Origin of the sequence: Microbulbifer elongatus (assembly GCF_021165935.1) — a bacterium.
Classification (GTDB): domain Bacteria; phylum Pseudomonadota; class Gammaproteobacteria; order Pseudomonadales; family Cellvibrionaceae; genus Microbulbifer; species Microbulbifer elongatus.
The window spans coordinates 891,819-916,627 of record NZ_CP088953.1; the positions used below are offsets into that span (position 1 = coordinate 891,819).

General features: G+C 58.8%; 20 protein-coding genes. 11 read left to right on the forward strand and 9 right to left on the reverse strand.

The features are described from left to right. Window positions 1-11: 11 nt before the first annotated feature. The 5 genes from LRR79_RS03690 to LRR79_RS03710 all read right to left on the reverse strand — a co-directional run bounded on the left by LRR79_RS03690 (window position 12) and on the right by LRR79_RS03710 (window position 5,100). Entirely contained in the window at window positions 12-512 is a 501-nt protein-coding gene (locus LRR79_RS03690) for a disulfide bond formation protein B (RefSeq protein ID WP_231759061.1), read from the reverse strand. Window positions 513-559: 47 nt separating this feature from the next. Continuing rightward, a complete protein-coding gene (locus tag LRR79_RS03695) occupies window positions 560-1,147 on the reverse strand; it encodes an acyl carrier protein phosphodiesterase (protein ID WP_231759062.1) in 588 nt (195 codons plus the stop codon). 236 nt (window positions 1,148-1,383) lie between these two features. Then, window positions 1,384-2,991, reverse strand: coding sequence for a glutamate--cysteine ligase (gshA, locus tag LRR79_RS03700; protein WP_231759063.1), 1,608 nt, complete (start codon window positions 2,989-2,991; stop codon window positions 1,384-1,386). A gap of 124 nt (window positions 2,992-3,115) precedes the next feature. Further along, on the reverse strand, window positions 3,116-3,565 hold the full coding sequence (locus tag LRR79_RS03705; RefSeq protein ID WP_231759064.1) for a hypothetical protein: 450 nt from the start codon (window positions 3,563-3,565) through the stop codon (window positions 3,116-3,118). A gap of 281 nt (window positions 3,566-3,846) precedes the next feature. Further along, a complete protein-coding gene (locus LRR79_RS03710; RefSeq protein WP_231759065.1) occupies window positions 3,847-5,100 on the reverse strand; it encodes a malic enzyme-like NAD(P)-binding protein in 1,254 nt (417 codons plus the stop codon). Between the two features lie 480 nt (window positions 5,101-5,580). Here LRR79_RS03710 and LRR79_RS03715 point away from each other — a divergent pair, with 480 nt between their 5' ends. Beyond that, window positions 5,581-7,239: a hypothetical protein gene (locus LRR79_RS03715; protein WP_231759066.1), complete on the forward strand. Its 1,659-nt coding sequence runs from the start codon at window positions 5,581-5,583 to the stop codon at window positions 7,237-7,239. Between the two features lie 153 nt (window positions 7,240-7,392). Then, window positions 7,393-9,198 carry a PhoX family protein gene (locus tag LRR79_RS03720; RefSeq protein ID WP_231759067.1) on the forward strand — a complete coding sequence of 602 codons (1,806 nt, stop codon included), beginning with the start codon at window positions 7,393-7,395 and terminating at the stop codon, window positions 9,196-9,198. 96 nt (window positions 9,199-9,294) lie between these two features. Here the strand turns inward: LRR79_RS03720 and LRR79_RS03725 are convergent, their stop codons facing one another. The 4 genes from LRR79_RS03725 to LRR79_RS03740 all read right to left on the reverse strand — a co-directional run bounded on the left by LRR79_RS03725 (window position 9,295) and on the right by LRR79_RS03740 (window position 11,403). Beyond that, complete coding sequence (locus LRR79_RS03725) at window positions 9,295-10,128, reverse strand: thermonuclease family protein (RefSeq protein ID WP_231759068.1); 834 nt, start codon at window positions 10,126-10,128, stop codon at window positions 9,295-9,297. Between the two features lie 29 nt (window positions 10,129-10,157). Beyond that, on the reverse strand, window positions 10,158-10,370 hold the full coding sequence (gene rpmE, locus LRR79_RS03730; RefSeq protein ID WP_231759069.1) for a 50S ribosomal protein L31: 213 nt from the start codon (window positions 10,368-10,370) through the stop codon (window positions 10,158-10,160). A 146-nt stretch (window positions 10,371-10,516) separates the two neighbouring features. Then, the gene (locus LRR79_RS03735) at window positions 10,517-10,831 is read right to left on the reverse strand and encodes a transcriptional regulator (RefSeq protein ID WP_231759070.1); all 315 of its coding nucleotides are present in this window, start codon (window positions 10,829-10,831) and stop codon (window positions 10,517-10,519) included. Next, window positions 10,828-11,403 carry a hypothetical protein gene (locus LRR79_RS03740; protein WP_231759071.1) on the reverse strand — a complete coding sequence of 192 codons (576 nt, stop codon included), beginning with the start codon at window positions 11,401-11,403 and terminating at the stop codon, window positions 10,828-10,830. Before LRR79_RS03740 ends, LRR79_RS03735 begins: the two co-directional genes overlap by 4 nt. 252 nt (window positions 11,404-11,655) lie before the next feature. Here LRR79_RS03740 and LRR79_RS03745 point away from each other — a divergent pair, with 252 nt between their 5' ends. The 9 genes from LRR79_RS03745 to LRR79_RS03785 all read left to right on the forward strand — a co-directional run bounded on the left by LRR79_RS03745 (window position 11,656) and on the right by LRR79_RS03785 (window position 24,754). After that, entirely contained in the window at window positions 11,656-13,899 is a 2,244-nt protein-coding gene (locus LRR79_RS03745; protein WP_231759072.1) for a primosomal protein N', read from the forward strand. An 80-nt stretch (window positions 13,900-13,979) separates the two neighbouring features. Beyond that, window positions 13,980-14,540, forward strand: coding sequence for an SPOR domain-containing protein (locus LRR79_RS03750; RefSeq protein WP_231759073.1), 561 nt, complete (start codon window positions 13,980-13,982; stop codon window positions 14,538-14,540). A 111-nt stretch (window positions 14,541-14,651) separates the two neighbouring features. Beyond that, the gene (gene hslV / locus LRR79_RS03755) at window positions 14,652-15,191 is read left to right on the forward strand and encodes an ATP-dependent protease subunit HslV (RefSeq protein WP_010132036.1); all 540 of its coding nucleotides are present in this window, start codon (window positions 14,652-14,654) and stop codon (window positions 15,189-15,191) included. A gap of 204 nt (window positions 15,192-15,395) precedes the next feature. After that, window positions 15,396-16,712, forward strand: a complete 1,317-nt coding sequence (gene hslU / locus LRR79_RS03760) for an ATP-dependent protease ATPase subunit HslU (RefSeq protein ID WP_269455113.1) — start codon at window positions 15,396-15,398, stop codon at window positions 16,710-16,712. Between the two features lie 63 nt (window positions 16,713-16,775). After that, window positions 16,776-17,153, forward strand: a complete 378-nt coding sequence (locus LRR79_RS03765; protein WP_231759075.1) for a gamma-butyrobetaine hydroxylase-like domain-containing protein — start codon at window positions 16,776-16,778, stop codon at window positions 17,151-17,153. 103 nt (window positions 17,154-17,256) lie between these two features. Next, complete coding sequence (locus LRR79_RS03770; protein ID WP_231759076.1) at window positions 17,257-18,861, forward strand: alkaline phosphatase; 1,605 nt, start codon at window positions 17,257-17,259, stop codon at window positions 18,859-18,861. 563 nt (window positions 18,862-19,424) lie between these two features. Beyond that, window positions 19,425-21,944: a TonB-dependent receptor gene (locus LRR79_RS03775; protein ID WP_231759077.1), complete on the forward strand. Its 2,520-nt coding sequence runs from the start codon at window positions 19,425-19,427 to the stop codon at window positions 21,942-21,944. A gap of 8 nt (window positions 21,945-21,952) precedes the next feature. Then, window positions 21,953-22,714, forward strand: a complete 762-nt coding sequence (locus LRR79_RS03780; protein ID WP_231759078.1) for a porin family protein — start codon at window positions 21,953-21,955, stop codon at window positions 22,712-22,714. A gap of 87 nt (window positions 22,715-22,801) precedes the next feature. Further along, a complete protein-coding gene (locus tag LRR79_RS03785; protein WP_231759079.1) occupies window positions 22,802-24,754 on the forward strand; it encodes an alpha/beta hydrolase family protein in 1,953 nt (650 codons plus the stop codon). Window positions 24,755-24,809: the final 55 nt, after the last annotated feature.

Genomic DNA, 24,809 nt, shown 5'->3' on the forward strand with positions numbered 1-24,809 from the left:
GCGAGTATCGGTCAGTGTTTGCGGAAGGCTTGCCACAGGCCGAACAGGATCAGGCCCACAAAGCCTACGGCGGCCCAGCCGGCGATGGACAGGCCGAGCATGGTCCATTTTACTTCCGCGCAGTTGCCGTCGCCGGTAAGCAGGGTTTTGATGACTTCTGCCATGGGGAATACGTCCACCATGTAGCTGATGCCGGGCCCACAGGCGGGCACCTGATCTTCCGGCAGGTTCTGCAGCCACAGCTGGCGCCCGGAGAAATACAGGCCGCCGATGGCCCATAGAGAGACCAGCAAGCCATAGATGCGGCGGCCGATATTGGTGGCGCCGGTGGGGTTGTGCAGAAACGCGATCAGGGAGGTGAGGCCGACACCCAGAAACATGACCCGCTGGGTGATACACAGTGGGCAGGGTTCAAGGCCCATCGCATATTCCATATAGAAGGCGACGCCCAGTACGGCGATGACGGCGAGGAACATGATCAGGAAGGTGGTGCGTGGGCTTGGCAGGGTCATGTGATTATTTTCCGGGTGCGTTGAGCAATGCTTTGGCAAGCAGTTTTCTAGTCGATAGTCTGGCGGAACTGCTCGGCCTGTCGGCTGAGGTCGGCAAACAGTTGCCGGAATTCCTGTTCCAGTGGGCGCTGATCCCGCTGCAGTAGTGGCAGCATGTCGGCGAGGGGCTGCGGGCGTCGCAGGCGCTGGCCGACCCGTTGCAGGGTGCGCTGGATAACATCTACCTCGCGGTAGCCGGGCAGGAGTTTAAATTGCTCGGCCCTTTGAATAAACGTTTGTGCGTTTTCGGGGATCCATTGGTTGCGCTGGTGGAAGTTGGACCAGCAGTTCTGGGTAAAGGTTTCGAGGGGTTGCGGGTGCCAGTGGTGCCATTGGTTGGCGAGGATGTGGTCGAACCAGATGTCGAGGGCGATGCCGCCGAGCCGCCGCCATTGGGGGCCGAGGCGGTGGAGTGCGCTGAGATAGGCGGGGTGCTGGTCGCTCAGCAGGTCGATACGGCGGTGCAGGCGGATGCCGTCTTCGATGGGCTTGGGGCGTTCGCCTTTCATGGGGCCTTTGACGAAGTCACCCAGTAACCCGCCCAGTTGCCAGTCCGGGTCCGGGCCTGAAAGTAGCAGGTGGGCCAGGTAGTTCATTTCAGGTCCCCTGGCTTACGATCTTAATTGGATTGAGTGGCGGCACTGCTGCCGGGTACGGCCTTGCGAGACACGAGCTAGGCGCCGCCCCGATGAACCCGTCCATGGGGGCTCTTCCACGAGGTCCCTCTCGCGGACAAAGCATGAGCTTTGGACGCCGAAGGCGCCCGCAGGGTGAGCAAAGCGAATCAACGTCTCGCAAGGCCGTACCCGGCATCAGCACCTGCGCGGCGACTTCAAAGCCCTTTCTGACAGAACACATACTGCGCGTAGTACTTACCGAGGAAGTCCTCAAAGCTGCCGGTATCGGCGTCTTCCACCTGTTTTTGCTTGTCGAGAGACTCTTTTGCGAGGCGCTCGAAATCCGCCTGCTCGTCCTCGCTCAGCGGGCGCTCGAGGAAGTACTGGCGGTGCTGTTCCGCCTTGGCCTTGGCCCATTCAAAGAAGGTCTGTTTGTGCTCGTGCATTTCCGCCAGCATCTGTGCGGCGGGTGTGGGCACCTTGCCGTCGATCTTGTCGCGCTGGGCGGTGACGGCGCGCTGGTAGTCGTGGCTGTCCCAGGCCTGGTCGAGGAGTTGGGCCATGGGGGTGATCTCATCGAGGAGTTCGCCAGCCCAGTCGGTGAGTCTGCGTTCGCTGCCGTTGTGAATCAGCTGCAGGTCGGGCTCGCGGCCGCGGTCGACGATGCGGGTCTGGTTTTCCTGGACGGCGCGGTAGTCGGCTTCGTCGGTCATGGGGCTGTCACTGAGCAGGCAGTGCAGCAGGAAGGCGTCGAGGAAGCGCATCTGTGGGGCTTCGATGCCGAGCGGGACGAAGGGGTTGAGGTCGAGGCAGCGCACTTCGATATATTCGACACCGCGGGCGTCGAGGGCGGAGAGTGCGGTTTCACCCATACCCGCCGGGTTTTTCGGGCGGATCGGGGAGTAGAACTCGTTTTCGATCTGCAGCAGGCCGGTGGAGAGCTGCTGGTATTCGCCGTTTTCGTCTTTGACACCCTGCTGGTGGTATTCCGGGTAGGGCTTGCTGATGGCCGCGCAGAGGGTGGAGAGGTAGGTCTGCAGGTCGTTGTAGCAGACGATCAGTGACTTTTGCGCATCGCTGGTATAGCCGAGGCCGCCCATGCGCAGAGAGGTGGCCTGGGGGGCATACAGGGTGCGGCCGTCGCCGTCGAAAGATTGCAGCTGGTGCTCGCGGTTCTGCACGAAGGTCCCGCACACGGCGGGGGCGGCGCCGAACAGGTAGATCAGCAGCCAGTAGTGGCGGCGGAAGTTGCGAATCAGGTCGAAGTAGCGACGGGTTTTAAAGTCCTGCAGGGATTCTTGCTGGCCGCTGTCGCTGCTGCCGCGCTCTTGATCCTGTAGCCACACCCAGAATGCGTCCGGTAGGGAGAAGTTGTAGTGGATGCCGGCGATGGTCTGCATGGCGCGGCCGTAGCGCAGGCCGAGCCCGAGGCGGTAGATGGTTTTCATGGTGCCGCTGTGGGAGCTGCCGTAGCGGGCCACGGGGATCTCTTCATCGCGCCCCAGTTTGCCGGGCATGCTGTTGACCCACAGGCGCTCGTCGCCGATCTGGCTGTAGGTATAGCGGTGAATCTGGTCGAGGGTTTCCAGTGCCTGTTCGGGCGTGGCCACCGGTGGGGTGATGAATTCCAGCAGGGCTTCGGAGAAGTCGGTGGTGATGTACTCGTGAGTGAGCGCGGAGCCGAGACCGATGGGGTGATCGGTCTGTGCCAGCTCCCCTTGCGCGGAGACCCGCAGGCCCTCTTTCTCAATGCCGCGGCGAATGCCCTTGAGCAGCGCTAAACCTTGCGGCTGGGCCAGGTCGGCCAGATTGAACGTGGACAAGGGAATCTCCTGTGGCAGCACTGGGCTGGTGGGCCGGATGCGCCGGGGAGGCGCGGTACATCAACTGCGGTAATGCAATCCGGCCTAAATGGGGGCATTTGCCGGGATCTCAAGACGCCGGGGCTCAGGCCTGGTGGACCGCCGACTCCGGGGGTTGATCCGGTTGGATTTCCGGACTGGATTCCGGATTGACTTCCGGCTGGGAGTCGGGCGCCACTTCCGGTGCCGGTTGCGGGTCAACTTCCGGGTTCTGTTCCGGTGGCGCCTCATTCGGATCCGGCTGTGGCATCTCGTCCGGCTCGCCGCCCTCGGCGACGGCTTCTACCGCCGACTCCAGCGGCGTCTCGCTCAGCGCGTCCTCAGGGATGATGGGCTGGCGTTTGGTGTCCAGCTTGCATTCCAGCAATTCAATGCGCAGGGCGACGTCGCGAGTATTGGCCTCGAACATCTGATTGATGGCGACGTCCTTGTGTTCCGTGCGGAACAGCTTGGTGCTCTCGCGGCCGTCGATCCACTCGTTGCTTTTGCTTAAAAACTGCTGGTGCTGGTTGGTCAGCACATAGACGTGACTCATGCGGGGGGACAACTTTGCTCAGACATGGAAGGCAGTTTAGCGGCGGTGGGAGGGAGGCTCAAGGATTGGGATGTAGGCCGTGTTGGTTCACACGTTGAGAAATCAGTTCGTGATAGTGAGCTAGGGGCGAAGGTGGCGACGCCGGGTACAGCCTTGAGAGACCTTCCGCGAGAGGGACCTCGCGGAAGAGCCCCCACGGATGGGTTCACGGCGTGTCTCACAAGGCTGTACCCGGTTTCGCCACCGCCACCGGGTACGTTCGAGGGAGGTTGCGAGCTGGGTTACACCGGCTTCAACGGATAGTGCGCCGGATACGGCAAACGTGCTGCGCCGCTGTCCACCGCAGCCCGGGCCACGGCGGCGGCCACTTTCGGCAGCAGGCGTGGATCCGTGGGCTTGGGCAGGATGTATTCCGCACCAAAGGTCATTTCCACGCCACCGTAACCGGCACGCACCGCGTCCGGTACCTCTTCCCGCGCCAGCTTGCGGATCGCCTCGATGGCGGCGAGCTTCATGTCTTCATTGATGCGGGTGGCGCGTACGTCCAGCGCCCCGCGGAAGATAAACGGGAAGCAAAGCACGTTATTCACCTGGTTCGGGTAGTCCGAACGGCCGGTGGCCATGATCAGGTCATCGCGGGTTTTGTGAGCCAGCTCCGGGGAGATTTCCGGATTGGGGTTGGAGCAGGCAAACACTACCGGCTTGTCCGCCATATGCGCCAGCTGCTCCGCGGACAGCAGATCCGGGCCGGATACGCCGAGGAACACATCGGCGCCTTCGATGGCGTCGTCCAGGGTGCGCATCTCGGTATCCCGCGCCCACTCACCTTTATAGGCATTGATATCACTGCGCCCGGAGTGAATCACGCCGCGGCTGTCCAGCATGGTGATCTGGTCCTTCTTGGCGCCGGCGGCCAGCAGCAGTTTGCAGCAGGCGGTGGCGGCGGCGCCGGCGCCCAGGCACACGATGCGCGCGTCTTCGAGGGTCTTGCCCTGAATTTCCAGAGCATTGAGCATCCCGGCCACGGTCACAATCGCGGTACCGTGCTGGTCGTCGTGGAAAACCGGCACCGAGCAGCGCTGGATCAGGGCTTCCTCAATATGAAAACACTCCGGCGCCTTGATGTCTTCGAGATTGATGCCGCCAAAGGTGTTGGCAATGGCCGCGACGGTTTCAATAAAACGCTCCGGGCTCGGGCACTCCACCTCGATATCCACAGAGTTGATGTCCGCAAAGCGCTTGAATAAAAGGGATTTGCCTTCCATTACCGGTTTGGACGCCAGCGGCCCCAGGTTGCCGAGGCCGAGGATGGCGCTGCCGTTGGAAATGACCGCCACCAGGTTGCCTTTGCCGGTGAACAGGTAGGCGGCCTCCGGATCCTTGGCGATTTCACGCACCGGTTCCGCGACACCGGGGCTGTAGGCCAGTGACAGGTCTTCCTGGGTCTGGGCTGGGGTTGTGAGCTCCACCGAAAGTTTGCCCGGTGTCGGCAAGGCGTGGTAATCGAGCGCGGCCTGGCGCAGTGAGTCGGTCATCAGGATGTCATCTCTTGGTTTGGAAAGCCGCCAGCATTCTCCGGTTGGCGGCGGGTTACAGCGGAAATTTTGATTTTATTGTGGGGCTGTGGGTTCGCCTCTGATTTCAGGGCGGTGCCGTGGCAGGAAGGATAACCGAGGGGGTGGAAAGCCTACAAGTTGAAAATCCGCTCGTCCCGAAATATCTGTACTAATAGTGGTGTGATTTCAGGCTTTAAAGGTGCTAAATCCTGTAGTTTTTTTACATAATTAGGATGATGTTGCGGTCATTGTGGGGGTGCGCTCCGCCGAACGTGCTTTTCTGGGTGTTGCCAATAGGCCTTTTGCGGTGGCCAGAATGCAGCAGCTACCCGCCGCCGACCGGCGGATTGGCCGCTTCCACTACTCGTTCCCCTACCCGCTCCCCATCTTCATCCTTCTGTCATCCGCTGACGTTAGGGTCATGGTCGCTCAATTCCTTCACTATGGCTGAACATAAAAATGTCCTTCACTTACATCTTCCGCCGTGTCTGCTGGAGTCTCGCGGGTCTGCTTCTGGCTGGCTGCGGGCAGGAGGCTGCGGAGCTTGCACAGGATGCGGCGCTGTTACCACCCGTGCCGCTGGCGGCGCGTCTGCCGGAAACCGGCACCCACGAGGCCAATCCGGAAGCGCCGGTGCCGCCCATGTGTTACACGAAAACCGAGGGGCGGCATAACCCCTGCTATGTGTGCCACCAGCTCTATGAGCGCGACCCACAGCAACCGCGTATGAACATGCTGGATGATGGCGGTATTCAGGGAAGCTACCTGTTCTCCGATGAGGGCCTGAAAAACCACTGGGCCAACCTGTTTGTGGACCGCAGCGCGTGGCTGCAGCAGGTCAGTGACGAAGCCATTGTCGACTACATCAATCAGGACAACTACAGCGCACTGCCGCAGCGGTTGCGCGCCCAGGGCTGGGAAGGCTTTATACCCGACCTGACCGATTTTGATCAGGCTGCGGCGGCGTTTGATGCGCAGGGATTTGCCCGCGATGGCAGTGGCTGGGTGGCGTTCAACTACAAACCGCTCCCCAGCACCTTCTGGCCCACCAACGGCAATACCGATGATGTGGCCATCCGCCTGCCGCAGAAATTCCGCCAGCTGGGGGGCGAGGATTCACGGGATCTGTATCTGCTGAATCTGGCGCTGGCCGAGCTCAATATCAAACAGCTGCCGCGTATGCCTATTGTGGCAATGGATGAGCGCCTGGTGGCGCGGGATCTGGACGGCGATGGCGCACTGCGGGGTGATACGCGCTGGCTGACACCGCAATCCCACTACTTTGGCGATGCCGCCGAGGTCGCGGTGGTGGATCAGCAATTCCCCAAGGGGACCGAATTTATACACTCCGTGCGCTATGTGGGGGTCGATGAGGCGGGCAATATCGGGGTGCCCGCGCGCATGAAAGAGCTGCGCTATATGAAAAAAATTCGCGAGCTCACCGTGACCGACCTGGACAACCGCTACCGCACCGAGCGCAAGGAAAAAGTGCTCGGCGAACTGCCCTACTACGTGGATCATGGTGATAAAGGTCGCGAGAACGGTATGGGCTGGCTGCTCACCGGATTTATCGAAGACTACGACGGACATCTGCGCCCGCAAAACCGAGAAGAAATGCTGTTCTGCATGGGCTGTCACGCCGCCATCGGCACCACCATTGACCAGACATTTTCGTTCTCGCGCAAGGTCACCGGCCCTGAGGGCTGGGGATATATCAATCTGCGCGGTATGGCGGATGTGCCCAACGTGAATCAACAGGAAGGCGAGATCCTCCAGTATCTGAAGCGCGCCGGCGGTGGCAGTGAATTCCGGGAAAACCCGGAAATGCTCGAACGCTGGTACAACGCCGATGGCTCGGTGAACGAGGAGGCGGTAAAAGCGGCCGACGTGTACACCCTGATAACCCCTTCCCGGGAGCGCGCGCTGGCGATGAACAAGGCGTACACCCATATTGTGCGCCACCAGAGTTACGTGCAGGGGCGCGATGCCAGCTGGCGGCCGGCGCAAAATATTCACCAGCAGATTGAAGATGCAACACCGCCGCTGCAGGCGGAGCACCGCTTCTTCGGCTGGGATATGCGATTGAACTGGGCGCGGAGCGAGTCGGATAACTGGTAATTATTTTTATTTGAGGTAAAAACTTAGCAATAAAATTCCCCCAAAACCGTCACTGAACGATCGCGAATTCTTCATGGCAGATGTGGATCCTTGGTCTAAGCGCCACCGTTTTGGTCGGCGCTTTCTATTTTTGGATTTCACGGGGGCAAAACCATGCACAATAACGATTCTCTGTTTACGAAAAATGCACTCGCCATCGCCGTGCTCAGCGCGCTGCTACTGGGCGGCTGTGCCGACGACGGATCGAATGGACAGGCCGGTGCCGATGGCGCCAACGGCGTTGACGGTATTGATGGCGTCGACGGTGCTGACGGCCAGGACGGCCAGGACGGCCAGGACGGCCAGGACGGCCAGGACGGCCAGGACGGCCAGGACGGCGCCGATGGCGAAGACCTGACCGCGGCGCCGGCACTGGTAAGAGTCGCTACCCTGCCGCTGGGCGCCGAGGTTACCGGCGTATTCAAGACCGACAACGGTGAAGTCTTCTTCAACGTACAGCACCCGTCCGATACCCTGCCAGACGGCTGGAACGACGCTGCCGTCGGTGCCTGGACCGGTGTGGATATCGACAATCTGGATCCGCGCCTGGCATCGGTGCCGGTGCCCGCATCCGACGCACCGGAAGCGCAGGTAGTACAGGTGGCCACCGGTGAGTATCAGGTGCTGGGCCGCAGTGGTGACACCTTCGCCGGCGCTCTGCCGTTTGGTTTTGGCGCCATTGTCAAAGGCGATGCCAGCATGGCCCTCAAACAGTCCCAGAACCCGGACTTCAACGCCTTTATCCCCACCAACGCCGATGGCAGTGAAGGTATGCTGTACGTGGCCTGGGAAGATCGCCCCGGTGCCATGAACCGGGTAAACCTGCAGCGCCAGCAGGACGGCAGCTGGCAGGTGACCGGTGCCGCCGATGTGGACTTCTCGCCGGTGCAGGGCACCCTGATCAACTGCTTCGGCAGCGTATCCCCCTGGGGCACTCCGCTGACTTCGGAAGAAAATTACGAGGCGGAAAACACCGCGCACTGGAACGACCCGAACTATTCCACCGGCTACCCCAACAACGCGGATATCGATCTGCTCACCGACTACCTGGGCGGCACCTACCCGAACCCTTATCGCTACGGTTACATCGTGGAAATCACCGAGCCCACCAGCGAGACGCCACTGCCGGTCAAGCTGTTTACCCTGGGACGCATGGCACACGAAAACCCGGTAGTCATGCCGGACCGCAAAACCGTGTACCTGACCGACGACGGTGGCAATAAAGGCTTCTTTAAATTTGTTGCCGACACCGCTGGTGATCTGGGTACCGGCACCCTGTACGCGGCGAAAGTACAGCAGGATGCCACCCGTGACGCCGCGAAAGCCGGATTCGACATCACCTGGATCGAGCTGGGCCACGCCAGCAACGCCGAGCTGGAAAGCTGGATTGCCGAGTACGATGACATTGACCGCAGCGACTTTGTCGAAGGTGAAACCAGCTACATCACCGATGCGGAAATCGACGCCTATGCCAACGGCACCGCCCCCGACAGCCGCGTGGCCTTCCTGGAAACCCTGCGCGCCGCTGAGGCCAAAGGGGCTACCGTCGAGTTCAACAAAATGGAAGGGATCAACATCAACTTCAACGGTGCCGCGGACAACAGCGTGCCGTATATGTACGTCGCCATGTCTTCCGTGGACTACGCCATGGCCGACGACGAGGGGGATATCCAGGTTGATGCCAACAAGTGCGGTATTGTCTATCGCCTCGGCCTGCAGTCCGATTACGACGTGCTGCGGATGGAGCCGGTCGTGGTCGGCGGTACCTACGATGGCAGTGCCGAAAACCGCTGCCCAGTGGATGCCATTGCCAGCCCGGACAATATTGAAGTGCTGGACGATGGCCGTGTTCTGATTGGAGAGGACACCGGGTACCACGTCAACAACGCACTGTGGGTCTACAACCCGCAGGGCGAGTGATCGGGGACCGGGTCTGAAGTCTCAGGCCTGATCCCGGGTGCGCGGTGCCCGGCGCCGCGCATCTTTTTCTTGTACTCTCCCGTGCTCGCCTGTCGATCAGTCCCGCAGCAGGTCCACGGTCTGCGCGGAATCCACCGCGAGAAACCAGCGTTTGTGCCCGGGGTTCTTGCGCACATAATCCGCGCCGCGGTCCACCAGCCAACCTCGCACCATCAGTCTGCGTCCGTTCCAGTCGTTGCGCCGGGACATGCGCGGCGCACCTCTGGGGTCCACGCGCAGGGCCACGGGACCATCCAGGTCCAGCCAGATATAACGGTTCTTGTGCACTTTCTTTACCGTGCCAGTGAGCAGCACGAAGCCCCCATCACCCGCGCGCACCTCGGCAGCCTGAATGGTGGGCCAGACCCCTGGCTGCCACACACCGCGCTGGCGCAGCCGCGCCTCATCCTCGCGACTTGACAGGCACTCCGCCAGCGCAACATTGGGGGCCACCGCGATATGAAAGGCGAGTCCGGCGGCCAGCAGCGCGGATTCCAGGCTGTCCCCGCGGTGGTTGTAGACATGGGCCAGTACGCGCCCATGATTGTCATAGCGGTCGCGGTCATACACCAGTTCCAGGTCGCCTCGGGCGAGAAAGCGCTGCACAAACTCCCGGGACTCTTCCGCCAGAGGTTGTGCACGGTGTTTGCCCCGGGCCAGCTCCGGTGTGTTTACGCCGATCAGGCGTACACGACGACCGTCGGTAAGGCGCAGGGTATCGCCGTCCACCACCTTCTGCAGTGCCACCACCTCATCTGCCTCCCCCAGTACGCAGTCGGCCAATGTGGTGGCGGGCGTGGCAGCGAGGCCGAGCAGCAGGCAGGCACAAAAAAAGACGCCACGGAAGTTCCGGGGCGTCTTTTTTGTCGCTGCCGGTGTTGCCTGATGCATACCGGAGCGGGTCTCGATCGCGCGTTCTCTTACTTGGAGATACGGCTGCCGAAACGCTTCTTGAAGCGATCCACGCGGCCGCCGGTGCTGGCTTCGCGCTGCTTGCCGGTGTAGAACGGGTGGCAGTTGGAGCAGACGTCCAGCTGGATGTCCTTGCCCAGTGTGGAACCCATTTTGAAAGAGTTGCCGCAGGAGCAAGTTGCAGTAATTTCGCTGTAGTTCGGGTGGATATCGGTCTTCATGATGGCCTCTATTCGATACCGCCACCCAGTCGTTCGCTGAGCACGGGATCGTCATTGGTGTAGGGGAAACGTCCCCGGGCTGTTTAAAAAGTCGGCGCATACTATCAGATTAGCCCGCCGATTCAAGCGTAAATGCGGCTTGGGGGTCACGGCTCTCCGGCACCGACGCCCGTTGCATCGATCAGTGCGCGCAATGCGGTCATGTGGGACTCCAGCGCAGCGAGCCCCTCATCGCTGAGGCGGTACCAGGTGGTCGGTTTGCGCTCCACGAAATCCTTTGTGCTCAGCAGATAGCCCCGCTCCTCCAGTTTGCGCAGTTGCGCGCCCAGATTGCCGTCGGTGGCGTGAAGCTGGCTCTTCAACCGGGCGAAGCTGAGCTCGCCGTGCTTTGCCAGCAGTACACACGTGCCCAGGCGGATGCGGTGCTCCAGCAATGGGTCAAGGGCGGTCAGCGCCTTCATGGGGTGTGGTCCGCGTTCAGCGCCGCGCGACGGCTGAAACCGGCCCAGCACAAGGCGGCGCCCACGCTGATCCCGGTAATCGTCCAGATGTGGGGTGGCATAAACACCACCAGCACCCCATAGGCAATCAGCATCGGGACGCCACACCACAGCAGCGGTCGCTCCAGGTGAACGCCGGCGAGGCTGTAGGCAATGCCGGTCACCAGCAGAAAGTTGGCGCCGCCCATCTCGGGAGTGACCCGCCCCAATACCAGCGGAAGGAAGCACAGCAGAAATGCCGCGCCCACCAGACACCAGTGCAGGCCGTAGCGCCGCCCCAGCTGAGCATTGTTGTAGCCGTGACGCCGGCTCTCGCGGGCGCCGAGCCACCAGCTGAACAGGCCTCCGCCCGTGCCAGCGAACAGCCAATACGCGCCGGCGAATCGGGGGGCCAGATCCGGAAGGCTGAAGCCCACTGCTATCAGGGCAGCCCACAGGAAATACAGCGCCGGTATGCCTCCGGCTGTGGCGTCCTCGCCGATGGCGCCGCGGATATAGTCCAGGTCACTCTGCAATTTGTTCACGTCGGTCATGGTTACGAATCCTTGTTCAGTGAGAGGGGCCCTACAAGGGCTTGGGTCCCGGTCTACTCTAAAATGTAGAGATGATGTGTAGAGTACTCTGAAAATTAGAGTAGGCAAGAGGTTTTGGGCTTGCGCGTGGTTTTGTGCGCCATAAATATGCGCGGGATGGTTTAGCGATGCCGGCTGTAACCGCGGACGTCAGCCGGTAAACTAGCGCGCTCTGAAAATTCCGCGCAGCAGATAACGTCAATTGGGGGCCGCTTGCAGGTACAAACGGAACAACACCGCCTGGGCAGGACTGGTGAACGCCCGCCCGCCATATTGCGCGTGGCGGTACCGGTACCCCTGCGCCGGCTGTTCGACTACCTGCCCCCAAAAGGTCTGGGGGCCGAGGATCTGCAACCGGGCCAGCGCTTCCAGGTGCCCTTTGGCAACCGCGACCTGGTGGCGGTGCTGGTGGAAGTGGTGGCGGAGTCGCCCCTCGCGGAGCTCAAGCCCGCCAGTGAACGCCTCGACCGCGAGCCGATCTTTGATGCGCGCAGCCGCCACTTTCTGCAGTGGGCCGCGGACTACTATCAGGCGCCAGTGGGCGAGCTTTACGCCGCGGCCCTGCCGGTGGCCCTGCGCAAGGGCAAGCCGGCAGATCACTGGGCGGAACCGTGGCTGGAATTGACCACGGAGGGCAAGGGCCTGCCGGAAACCGCACTGGCGCGCGCCAAGAAACAGCAGACGCTGCTGCAACTGCTGCTGGGGAGCGGCCCACAGAGCCGCACCGCACTGAATGCCCGTGGCCTCAACAGCAGTGTGTGCAAAGCGCTTATCGAGCGCGGGCTGGCGCGTTGGGTGTCGGGCCCCACCGCGCCACCGCCGCTGGAAACGGTGGAACCCCGCCCCGCAACGGAGCTGAACGAGGAGCAGCGCCTGGTGATCGATTCGGTCCCGCCCGCAGGCTTCAGTGCATCTTTATTAGAGGGCACCACCGGCAGCGGCAAGACCGAGGTCTACCTGCGCCTGATGGAACGGGCACTCCGCGACGGCAATCAGGCCCTGTTGCTGGTGCCGGAGATTGGCCTCACCCCGCAGACCCTGCGCCGCATTGCCGCGCGCTTCCCGGATTTCCGCATCGCCGCCCTGCACTCGGGCCTGGCCGACGGCGAGCGTGCCCGCGCCTGGCTGTCCGCTGCCAGCGGGGTAGCCGATATTGTGATCGGCACCCGCTCGGCCATTTTCACTCCGCTGCCGCGCCTCGGCGTGATCCTGATTGACGAGGAGCACGACGGCTCCTTCAAGCAGCAGGACGGGGTGCGTTACTCCGCCCGCGACCTGTCGGTAGTGCTGGCAAAAAATGCCGACGTACCGGTGCTGCTCGGCTCGGCAACGCCGTCCCTGGAAAGCCTGCACAACGCCCTGAGTGGCCGCTACCAGCATCTGCGCCTGCGCCACCGTGCCGGCAATGCGCGGCCACCGGAGATCAGTGTGGTGCCCATCCTGCATCAGACGCTGCAAGAGGGTTTCGCGCCGCAGGTGCTGCGCCATATCGGTGAAACCCTGAATCGCGGCGAGCAGGTGCTGGTCTTCATCAACCGCCGCGGGTATTCCCCGGCCCTCACCTGTGACGATTGCGGCTGGCTGGCCGACTGCCCGCACTGCTCTGCCAAACTCACGCTGCACCGGCGCCAACGCCATCTGCGCTGCCACCACTGCGACTACCGCATGCGCGAGGTGCACAGCTGCCCCCAGTGCCACAGTCGCAATCTCAATGCGTTGGGGGCGGGCACCGAGCGCAGTGAAGACTTTCTTGCCCACACATTTAATCAGTACCCCGTGATACGGGTGGATCGGGACACCACCGCCAGCAAGCAGGCCCTGGACAGACTGTTGGAGCCGGCGCGCAACGGCGAGCCCTGCCTGTTACTGGGCACCCAGATGCTGGCCAAGGGCCACCATCTGCCCAAAGTCACCCTGGTAGTGATTCAGGATGCGGACGGCGGGCTGTTCAGCGCAGATTTTCGTGCCCCCGAGCGTATGGGGCAGCTGCTGGAGCAGGTTGCCGGCCGCGCTGGCCGCGGCGATCTGCGCGGTCATGTGTTGGTGCAGAGCCGCTACCCGGAGCACCCGCTGCTGCAACTGTTGCTGAGCAAAGGGTACGGGGCGTTTGCCCGCCAGCTGATGGAAGAGCGTAAAATCGCCCAGCTGCCCCCCCTGCGGGCCATGGCGCTGGTGCGCGCCGAGTGCGAGGAGCCGCGCTGGGCGGAGGAATTTCTGGCCAGTGCCCGGGACTATTTCCAGGCGCTGGCACCGCCCTCACCAGAGCTTCAGTACCTGGGTCCCGTGCCTGCCCTGCTCGAGCGCAAGTCCGGCCGCTTCCGCTTTTACCTGCAGATCACCGCAGAGAAGCGCGGCCTGTTGCAGAACCTGTTGGCACAATTCAGCCAGTGGGCCGAAGGCAACCGCAATCGGCGTCTGCGCTGGGCGGTGGACATGGATGCCCAGGAGTTATCCTAAAATCCGTCCACAGCGCCGGTCGCAGACGGTACAATTTCCCGCCCGCTGATAAAACGATTTACAAAAACGAGAGAACGCCCATGGCCCGCCGCAATACCCGCCGCCAACAATCCACCGGCAAACCCGCCTGGGTGTGGTTTGTATTGGGCAACTTCGTAGGGGGTTTTGCGGTATTTGTATTCCTGCTCAATGACCTCAAGACCGGGCAGACGCAGGTGGCCAAGCGCGCCGATAAACCGGCCGCGGAACAGCCTGCGCCTGGAGAATCCAAGCCGCGCTTCGACTTCTACAAGCTGCTCGAAGAGAGCGAAGTGAAGGTCCCGAAGCCGAAGAATCCGCAGGTGCGCGTGCGTGAGGGAGACAGCGACGACTCGCCGGTACGCAGCGAACCCAAATCCGATCTCGTGTATATCCTTCAGGCCGCCAGCTTCCGCGACAAAGGCGAGGCCGAGCGCCTGCGCGCCCAATTGATGCTCGCCAACCTCGACGTCAAAGTCGAGTCCGCCACCGACAACCGCGGCACCTGGCACCGGGTGCTCGTAGGCCCCTACACCAATCGCTCCAAAATGGCCGCCGCCCGCGGGGTGCTGGCCGAACATCGGCTGATGCCACTGGTGCTCAAACGCCCGGCCCAGAGCTAGGCCGCAACGCCTGCGGCGTCTCGGAGGGACGCAAAGTCACCTTCGGCAAGTTGAAATCCGCCCCCATCGACCACACTTAGTGCTCTCGAAATGTAAAACACCGAGGCACACGTGGAACAATATCGCGGCACTACCATTCTCTCCTGCCGCCGAAACGGCAAAGTCGTAATCGGCGGTGACGGGCAAGTCTCCATGGGCAACACCATCATGAAAGGTAACGCCCGCAAAGTCCGCCGCCTGTACAACGATAAAGTCATCGCCGGATTCGCCGGCGGCACCGCCGACGCCTTCACCCTGTTCGAGCGCTTCGAAGCCAAGCTCCAGGCACACAACGGCCAGCTCACCCGCGCCGCCGTCGAACTCGCCAAAGACTGGCGCACCGACCGCGCCTTGCGACGCCTGGAAGCCCTCCTCGCCGTCGCCGACGAAACCGCTAGCCTGATCGTTACCGGTAACGGCGACGTGATCCAGCCGGAAGACGATCTGATCGCCATCGGCTCCGGTGGCCCCTTTGCCCAGTCTGCGGCACGCGCGCTGCTCGATAACACTGAACTGGATGCGAGAACGATTGTGGAGCAGGGATTGAAGATTGCCGGTGACATTTGTGTGTACACCAACCACAACAACACCATTGAAGAGTTGAGTTACTGATTGCAAACCAGCGACGAAGTAATTCACCACGAATAGAAGGCGGGGTGCCGGGTAGGGGTTTTTGAAAGCGTCGGCGACAGGGACGTCGCCGACGCAGCGTACAGGGATGTATTCACAGCGGTTTCAAAAACCCCTACCCGGTACCCCGCCGCCACCGCGCTTCAATAAAACGAGCGCTGGGACAAACGAAAGAATTCGAGAAATATCATGTCCATGACCCCCAGAGAAATTGTCCACGAACTCGACCGCCATATCGTCGGTCAAAACGACGCCAAGCGCGCGGTCGCCATTGCGCTGCGCAATCGCTGGCGCCGAATGCAGGTCAATGAAGAACTGCGTGCGGAAATCACTCCAAAAAATATTCTGATGATCGGTCCAACCGGCGTTGGTAAAACTGAAATCGCCCGCCGCCTCGCCAAACTTGCCGGCGCACCGTTTATCAAAGTCGAAGCCACCAAATTCACCGAAGTCGGTTACGTCGGCCGCGATGTGGAATCCATCGTCCGCGACCTCGTCGAAATGGCCATCAAGCTCGAACGCGAGCGCGCCACCGAAGGTGTCAAACAACGGGCCATGGACGCCGCCGAAGACCGCGTTCTCGACGCCCTGCTGCCGCCGGCGCGCAACACCGATCCCAGCGAAAAAGATTCCGGCACCCGCCAGGTCTTCCGCAAAAAACTGCGCGAAGGCGAGTTGGATGACAAAGAGATCGAAATCGAAGTCTCCGCCGGCCCTATGGGTGTGGAAATCATGGCACCTCCCGGCATGGAGGAAATGACCAATCAGCTGCAGGGCATGTTCTCCAATATGTCCAAGGGCAAAACCCAGAAGCGCAAGCTCACCGTCAAGCAGGCGCTCAAGCAGCTGACCGACGACGAAGCCGCCAAGCTGATCAACGACGAAGAAATCAAAACCAAAGCGATCCAGTCTGCCGAGCAGAACGGCATCGTGTTTATCGATGAGATCGACAAAGTCGCCAAGCGCCAGGAAAGTGGTGGTGCCGACGTATCCCGCGAAGGCGTACAGCGCGATCTGCTGCCATTGATCGAAGGCTGCACCGTCACCACCAAATACGGCATGATCAAGACAGACCACATCCTGTTTATCGCCTCCGGGGCCTTCCATCTGTCCAAGCCCTCCGATCTGATTCCGGAGCTGCAGGGCCGCCTGCCCATTCGCGTGGAACTGAGCTCACTGACCTCCAAAGACTTCCAGCGCATCCTGACCGAGCCGAGCGCTTCCCTGACCGAGCAGCAGAAAGCACTGCTGGGCACCGAAGGGGTGAATCTGGAGTTTGCCGACGACGGTATCCAGCGCATTGCGGAAGTGGCCTACGAAGTGAACGAGTCCACGGAAAACATCGGCGCCCGCCGTCTGCACACCGTACTGGAGCGACTGCTGGAAGAAATCTCGTTTGTCGGTGGCGACGGAGATACCGCGATTACCATCGATGCCGCCTATGTGGACAAGCACCTGGGTGAACTGAGTAAAGACGAAGACCTGTCTCGTTTTATTCTCTGACGTACAACACCCTGCAGGAGCCCGCAAGCAGGCTCCTGCAGGGTTAATCTTTCCGGACACACAATGCCCCCACCGCAAAAAATCCGTCTGCAAAAAGCCGACAAGACACTCATCCTCCTCTACCCGGATGCAGAATTCGAACTCCCCGCCGAATATCTCCGGGTTTACTCTCCCAGTGCCGAAGTGCGCGGTCACGGCGCCGGCGAAGGCAATCTGGTGGCGGGCAAGCTGCATGTGGGAATCGAGCGGGTCGCCGCCGCCGGCCGTTATGCGCTACAGATTTTTTTCGACGACGGTCACGACAGCGGCATCTACACCTGGGCGTATCTGCGGGAGTTGTGCGAAACCCGGGAGCAAAAGTGGCAGGCCTATCTCGAGCGCCTGGAAAACGCGGGCCAGGGTCGCGATCCCGACGAAAGCCCGGTCAAGCTGATTGGCTGAACCCGACGTAAATCTGACGCATATTTCCGGTATCCTCCCCCAAAACTTCTTCCGGCCACGCCGGAAGCCGATCACCATCAAAATTGCCTCTGGGGGAATACTCGTGCAATTAAACCGCTTTACCCTGGGCTTCGCCCTGGCCTTCGGCGTTACTCTGGCCGCCTGTCACAGCGGCAAATCCGAAACGGTCGCCAGCGAAGCCGCGCCGACCAAGGCCACCGCCTCCCATCTGCCGGAGACCCAGCGCAACAGCAGCTGGTTCCAGGATGCCCGCGAGGCGATCGCCGATGCGAGCGCTGTCACCATTAACAACCAGCCCGGCGCCGCCAGGAATGTCATTCTGTTCGTGGGTGACGGCATGGGAATATCAACAGTGACCGCCGCGCGGATTCTGGCTGGCCAGCAACAGGGCAAGCCGGGCGAGGAGTATCAGCTCAGCTTTGAGAAGATGCCCTTCGCCGGGTTGATCAAAACCTATAACACCAATCAACAGACCCCGGACTCCGCCGGCACCGCCACCGCCATGCTCTCCGGCGTGAAAACCAAGGCCGGTGTGCTCAACGTGGACGAAACCGTGGCCCGCGGTGATTGCGCCGGCAGTCTGGAGCGCCCGCTGACCACCGCGGTGGAGCTTGCGGAAGAGCTGGGCAAGCGCACCGGCATCGTCAGTACCGCGCGCATCACCCACGCCACCCCCGCCGCCGCCTATGCCAAAGTGCCGGAGCGGGGTTGGGAGCATGCGGCTCCCGCAGGGTGTAAGGATATCGCCACCCAGATGGTCGAGTTCGCCGCCGGTGACGGTGTGGATGTGATTATGGGCGGCGGTCGCCGCAGCTTTCTGCCCAAAGATGTCACTGACAGCGAGGGCAAAAGTGGCAAGCGCGAAGATGGCATCAATCTGATTGAAGCGTGGCAGGAGCGTTACAGTCGCGCGGGCGGCAATGCGGTATACATTGAAGACCAGGCGGGCTTTGATGGGATCGATGTCACCGACACCGACAAGCTGTTGGGACTGTTTGCCAGCTCCCATATGCGCTACGAGGCGGATCGCCAAAACGACAAGGCCGGTGAACCTTCCCTGTCAGCAATGACCGGCAAGGCCGTCGAACTGCTGAACAAATCAGAGCGCGGATATTTTCTACTGGTCGAGTCCGGGCGTATCGATCACGGGCACCACGCGGGCAGCGCGTTCAATGCGTTGACCGATGCCGTCGAAATGGCCAAAGCGGTACAGGTCGCCATGGACAGTACCAGTGCCGAGGATACCCTGATCATCGTGACCGCAGATCACAGCCACGTGATGACCATCGCCGGCTACCCTACCCGTGGCAATCCGATTCTCGGCAAGGTGGTCACCAACAATCGTGAGGGTGCGCCGGAACCGGAGGTGGCACTCGCCGCCGATGGGAAACCGTATACCACCATCACCTATGCCAACGGTCTCGGCCACGCCCATTACGGAGACAGTACCGACGCAGATGATCGCTACGAAGACCCCGTCAGCGCCGGGCGCCAGGACATCAGTGCCAGCGATACCGAATCTTCCGGTTACCACCAGGAAGCACTGGTACCCCTGGGAAGTGAAACCCATGCCGGTGAAGATGTAGGTGTCTGGGCCCGCGGCCCCGGTGCGCATCTGTTATCTGGTACCAATGAGCAGAGCCTGATTTTTCATGTGATGGCGCATGCGGGTGGGTTGCTGGAGTAGGGGTAGTGTTTTGGTGGGCAGGAGTGGACAAAGAATGGATGGAATTTGGCGCATGCTTCAGTGCCATTGGTTATCGGTTTAGTCTCCTGCCTTTTCCCACGCGTCGCTATTGGAGTAGTCAGGTCGCGTAGCGAAGTCAGTATCCGGGCTGCTTCAAAAAAGCAGAAGCGCGCCATACCGTTCTCTTGCATGCCAGCAATCGCTCACATCAGCTAGCAGTATCTCCTTCATATTGTGAAATGACTGGTTTTTTAGTTTTTCCATTATCTCATTTAGTGGGTTTTTGTCCTGACGCATGGGTCAGAAAAATGACCGATTGATAGGGTAAAAGCCCCAAGGGATGCCTGTCCCAATTAAGGCTATTTTGTTGTTACATTCATTCTTTTTTTTAAAGATTTTGGGTGTGAGTAGCCTGATTCGAGAATGGGCGGGGCATGTTTGTTATTTATTGTTCGCTCGTCAAAAAATACATATGAGGGGTTAGGGAGGTTAGTCGTCAAATTTTTGTAGCGAAGTCTTTCGCTACAAAATACTGACAAGAGCCTAATTGGGGGGCTAACCAATTGAATAAATTAAAAAAAATGTTCGAGAGCGCAGGGACTCCGCTCAAGGTAAGCGTGTCCACAGCTGTTCTGGCAGCAGTACTTTCTCCTATTACTTTCGCACAAGAAGATGACACCTCTGTTACTGAGACGAACGTAGTCGCCGAGCAGCAGTCCGCTGTTCCCGTTCCTCAGGGAGTGGAAGACGATTCGGGGGTAGAAGAGGTCGTCGTTACCGGCTCTCGTCTGAAACGAGACACATTTTCAAGCATTGCACCTTTACAGATAATTAACGCCGAGGGGGCACGAGAGGCTGGTGCCATTGATACGTCCACGATCCTGCAGTCCAGTGGCGCAGCGACCGGTCAACAAATTGATCTGACCTTCTCCGGTTACGTTTTGGATAATGGGCCTGGTGCTTCAACCGTAGATCTGCGCGGTCTTGGTGCTGGCCGTACCCTAGTGTTGCTGAATGGCCGTCGAATGGCGCCTGCGGGCGTAGAAGGTGCCCCTGTCGCTGCAGACTTGAATCTGATTCCAGCCTCCCTCGTTCAACAATATGACCTTCTTTTAGATGGCGCCTCATCGATTTATGGTTCTGATGCTGTAGCGGGCGTGGTAAACGTTATCTTGAAGAAAGATTTTGATGGCGTTGACTTTGAGGTGTTTGGCACCAATCCCCAGCAGCCTGGTGGTGGGGAAAACACATTAAGCTTGAGTTGGGGTCACAACTTCGATCGTGGTTTTGTTGGTATGGGGGTCGAGCATTATGAGATGGATGCTGTGACCCTGGCGGACCGAGAGTGGACCGCTGGCTGTGCCCGTGATATCGAAGTCGGAACTGATGGAAATATTTATACGGGCAACGCGTACTACCAAGAAATTTATGGCATGGACTTTGAGGGCTGCGGATTCGGTTCTCTTGCTGGTCGGATCTCTGTGCCAGAAGCGGGAAGTATCTATTACACCCCTGGTAGTTCAAACGGTGGCTGGAATGGTTTCACAGAATCCAGTGCTTTCGCGCTGAGCGGACTTGATACGAATGGTGATGGTGTTCCGGATATCAACTTCCACGATTACGACCTCAATGGTAAAGAGCAGTTTGCACACCTGATTCCCGAGCAGGAGCGAACCAGTTTTATGGCCTTCGGTGAATATACATTCGAGGGGGACATGAATCTGACTCCATTTTTTGAAGTCAGCTATGCAAAGCGTGAGAATTTCATTAATACAGGTGCCAGCCAGCTGTTCCCGGACGTTCCCGCCGACAACCCCTTTAACCCTTGTAACCCAGACGGCGTGCGTGGCGTAGATTGTGGTGAAGCCTATGACCAACTATTGACGAATCCGGGCTTTGAGGCTCAGTTTGCCGCGTTTTATGGGTTGACGCCTACCCAGTTCCGCGACCAAGGTATCGTCGATCTGTTTGCTGGCCCTATTGGTGCGCAGGAAACAACACCGATTGTCTCGGTTCTAGGTGACCGCAACATCAACCGTGTCGAAGTTGCACAATCACGTTTCGTAACTGGGATGCGCGGTGATCTACCAATGATGAATATTGGTAGTTTATCTGATTGGTCCTTTGAGCTCTCTGGCTCCATTACCAAGTCAGACGGGGAGTCCAGTCGTATTGGTATCCGGGGGGACCGGATGTACCAATCTCTGGAAACGACTATCGAGGATCCCGATAACCCGGGTACATATATTTGCGAGCCACTTCCCGGTGAGTCAACCTGTGTACCTATCGATATGTTTGCGGGTTCCCTTTATGAGGGTGTGATCGGAGACTTCGCGACACAGGCCGAGCGCGATTACCTGTTTGATAGTCGCGACTTTGATACGTCCTATTACCAGACGATCTTTTCTGCGTATGCCAGCGGCACCGTGGCTACCCTGCCTGCGGGGGACGTCATTGTGGGGGTAGGAGTAGAGTTGCGTGATGATCGCATCAAGTCTGTACCAGATGATGTTGCGCGTGATGGCTTGTTTATCCACTACTTTGCAGATGGTGGTGCAACGGGCAACAAGACTACAAAAGAGGCCTACGGTGAAATTGAATTGCCGTTACTCGCCGGTAAATTCTTGGCTGAAGAGCTGACTACTAACCTGTCCGCGCGATATACCAAAGATGAATTTTATGGTGGTGCCTGGACAAACGCAGCAAAGGTTGCATATCGTCCGGTCGAATCCCTGTTGCTTCGTTCTACTTATGGGACCTCATATCGCGCACCGAACCTGCGTGAAAATTTCCTGCAGAACCAAACCGGTTTTCAGACTGTGTCTGACCCCTGTTTGATTCCTGACAGTGCATTGGATGACCTTACTGGTGGTTATAATGCCGACTTGGACACTCGTTCACCCGAGGTTCTGGCTAACTGTGCTGCCAACGGCGTGGACCCAACTGTCACAGAGAACGGTGGTTTCAACTCTTATAGTGTGGAAGTGGCTCGTGGTGGCAGTCTTGGTCTGAAAGAAGAGACTTCAGATTCCTTCACGGTAGGATTTTCTTTCGAGCAACCTTTTTCGAAAGCTTTGATCTGACTCTCGGTATGACGTACTACGATATCGAAATTGAAAATTCGATTATCGAACCGTCTCCTCAGTTCCTGATCAACGATTGCTACAGCAATCCAAATGGCAATAGTGCCTTCTGCTCTCAGTTGGAGCGCGGTGACGATGGTCTTCTCGACAAAGTCGACGCGGCGTTTGTAAACCGAGACAACGAGGTCGCACGCGGGTTCGATTACAATGTCGCCTATACCCAGCCCGTGACAGTTTTCGGGGCACCGATTGAATTGAGTGCGAACCTTACATTCAATCGTGTGCTGGAACGTACTCTTACGTATCTGGACGATGAAGGTAATCCCGATGTGGACGTATATCAGGGCACCTTTGGTTTCCCGAAATGGCAAGGGCGTGGTGAATTCCGCGTAGATTATGATAAATATCGTTTCACCTGGACAACACAATACCTGGACTCAGTAGAGCAAGCGGATGAATTTGTCGATGAGTTCAGCGACATCTATGACACCAATGAAACTGGTTTCACCTCTGATGCTTGTATTGGTGCCGAAAATGGCGGGGTTGATTGCCGTGATGTAGGCTTTGCGGACGACTATATACTGCATAGTGCCTCTCTGTACTACTATGCCGATACTTGGACCGCTGGTCTCGGTGTGCGGAATGTGTTTAATGAGGCACCACCGGAAGTGGACGGCGACGAAATCCTATCCGTCAACAACACCCCGATTGGTTATGGTTACAATATTCAAGGTCGGACAGTGTTCCTGAACCTTCAGAAAAACTTCTGATATTGCCAAGGTTCAAAAAGCCCGCATTTATGCGGGCTTTTTTTTCAAAAAATGACGATTTTCTAGTTCTATTTACAGGGTGCCGTAATGGAAATACTGAAAAGGCTGGCCGTTTCTCTATTGTTCTTATGTAGCTTGGAATCGGTGTCCGCGGCTGTCGAGCCCTATCCGTTGGATTACTGGGCTCTGCGCGATGTGATCAGTAATGTCGAGGTTTCGCCAGACGGGAAGCACGTTGCTTTGCTGAAAATACCAACCAAAGATGGCGATCCGATTATTGAGGTGTATCCGTCAGATGACCTGGATGCCGAGCCCTACCGGGTCAACTCACATCCAATGGAGATTCAAGGATTTTTCTGGTTGAGCAATGACGTGATTGGGATGAATCTTCGTCAGAAAGTGCGCGATCGTATCGAAGGGTTCAATGAAGGGGTATATGAATATCTTCTCGCTTCGGTAGATATCAAACGAAAAAAAATGAAAAAGTACGATCAGTTGGGTGCTGAACTGGAGCATGTGCTCCCGAACAACGATCGTCGCATTATCTTTTCCTACATTCCGGGAGGCGATAAAAGTCGTTTGAACAAGGCATTTCGTCCTCGCACTTACTATGAGATGGATCTGAAGTCCGGTGCCAAGAAATTGATCTTGCGTGGCAAGCTGGATATGGGGCAGGTAGAGTTTGATATCGATGGTAATCCGTGGCTGGCACGGGGTTTCGATGTTGGCAAGGGCGAGTACGTTTGGTACCAGCGGGTTACTAATTCTGGAAAGTGGCAGGAATTCTATCGACTCAGCGAGGATAGTTTTGAAACCTTCGAAGTGGAGGGTTTTGATGACAGGCAACCTCACATTTTTTATGTACGTGCAAACCAGGGTGATGACAAAATTGGACTTTGGGAATACGACGTGCGCAAAGGAGACTTCGGTGAGCTGATCTATCGTCGCAGTGATGTGGATGTTGCTGCTGTCCGTTTTCATAGCAACGAATGGAAGAATAGAGATTCTGTAGTTGGTGTTGTTTACGCTAAAGACAACATCAAGGTCGAATATTTCGACGAGCTGGAAATGGCAACTACGCGTCAGCTGCAAGGAATTATTCCGGAGTCTCACTATCTTCGCATCAATAGCCGCAGTCGAGACGGCGCGAGTCTAACGATCTACAACGTGGGTCCGCGTGACCCAGGCACCTACTACCTTCTGCATGCGGGCAAGCTCACCAAGGTCGGAAGTCGGCAACCTCTGCTCGAGCCGGAAAATTTGGCCGAAGTGCGGTATATCGAGTATCAGGCGCGCGATGGCCGGACTATCCCCGCCTATCTGACGATTCCTAATGGCAAGCCACCATTTCCTGCGATAGTAATGCCTCACGGTGGCCCCTTTGTTTCCGAAGTGGTGGTGTACGATGAGTGGGCCCAGATGTTGGCCAACAACGGCTACATTGTGCTGCAGCCCCAGTACCGTGGATCCAAAGGATTTGGTCTGGAGCACTACACCTCGGCCTTCGTTAACGGTGGCCAGGGCGGGTACAAAATGCAGGACGATAAGGACGATGGCATGCTCTATCTGGTAGATCAGGGCTGGGCGGAAAAAGATCGTCTCGCGATGTTCGGTTGGTCGTATGGAGGCTATGCGGCCCTTGTGGCAGCTGCGCGAGATGATCAGATATACCAGTGTGTGATAGCGGGTGCTGCTGTTTCCGACAACCAGATGCAGGTGAACTATTATCGTGATCGCCTGCGCGGCGCGAGCAAGATCGAGCAGCTTGGCATGTGGGATGACAGTGTATCTCCAATCGAGCAGGCGGCGAATGTAAATGTGCCCGTCTTGCTGATCCACGGGAGTGTGGACCAGCGTGTACCGCCAGAGCATGCGGAGCGATATCGCAAGGCGCTCGACAAGAATGGTCGGGTATACAAGTACGTGGAACTGGATGGCGCCGATCATTTCAGTAACACGCTGTTCTACGAGCATCAAAAGACACTGTACGAATCAATGATCTCGTATCTCGCTTCGGATTGTGGCGAGGGGGGGCTTTAGTCAGGTCGCCGTACCCCGCATCTCCTGTCCGCCCCATTCCATCGCCTCTCGCGTT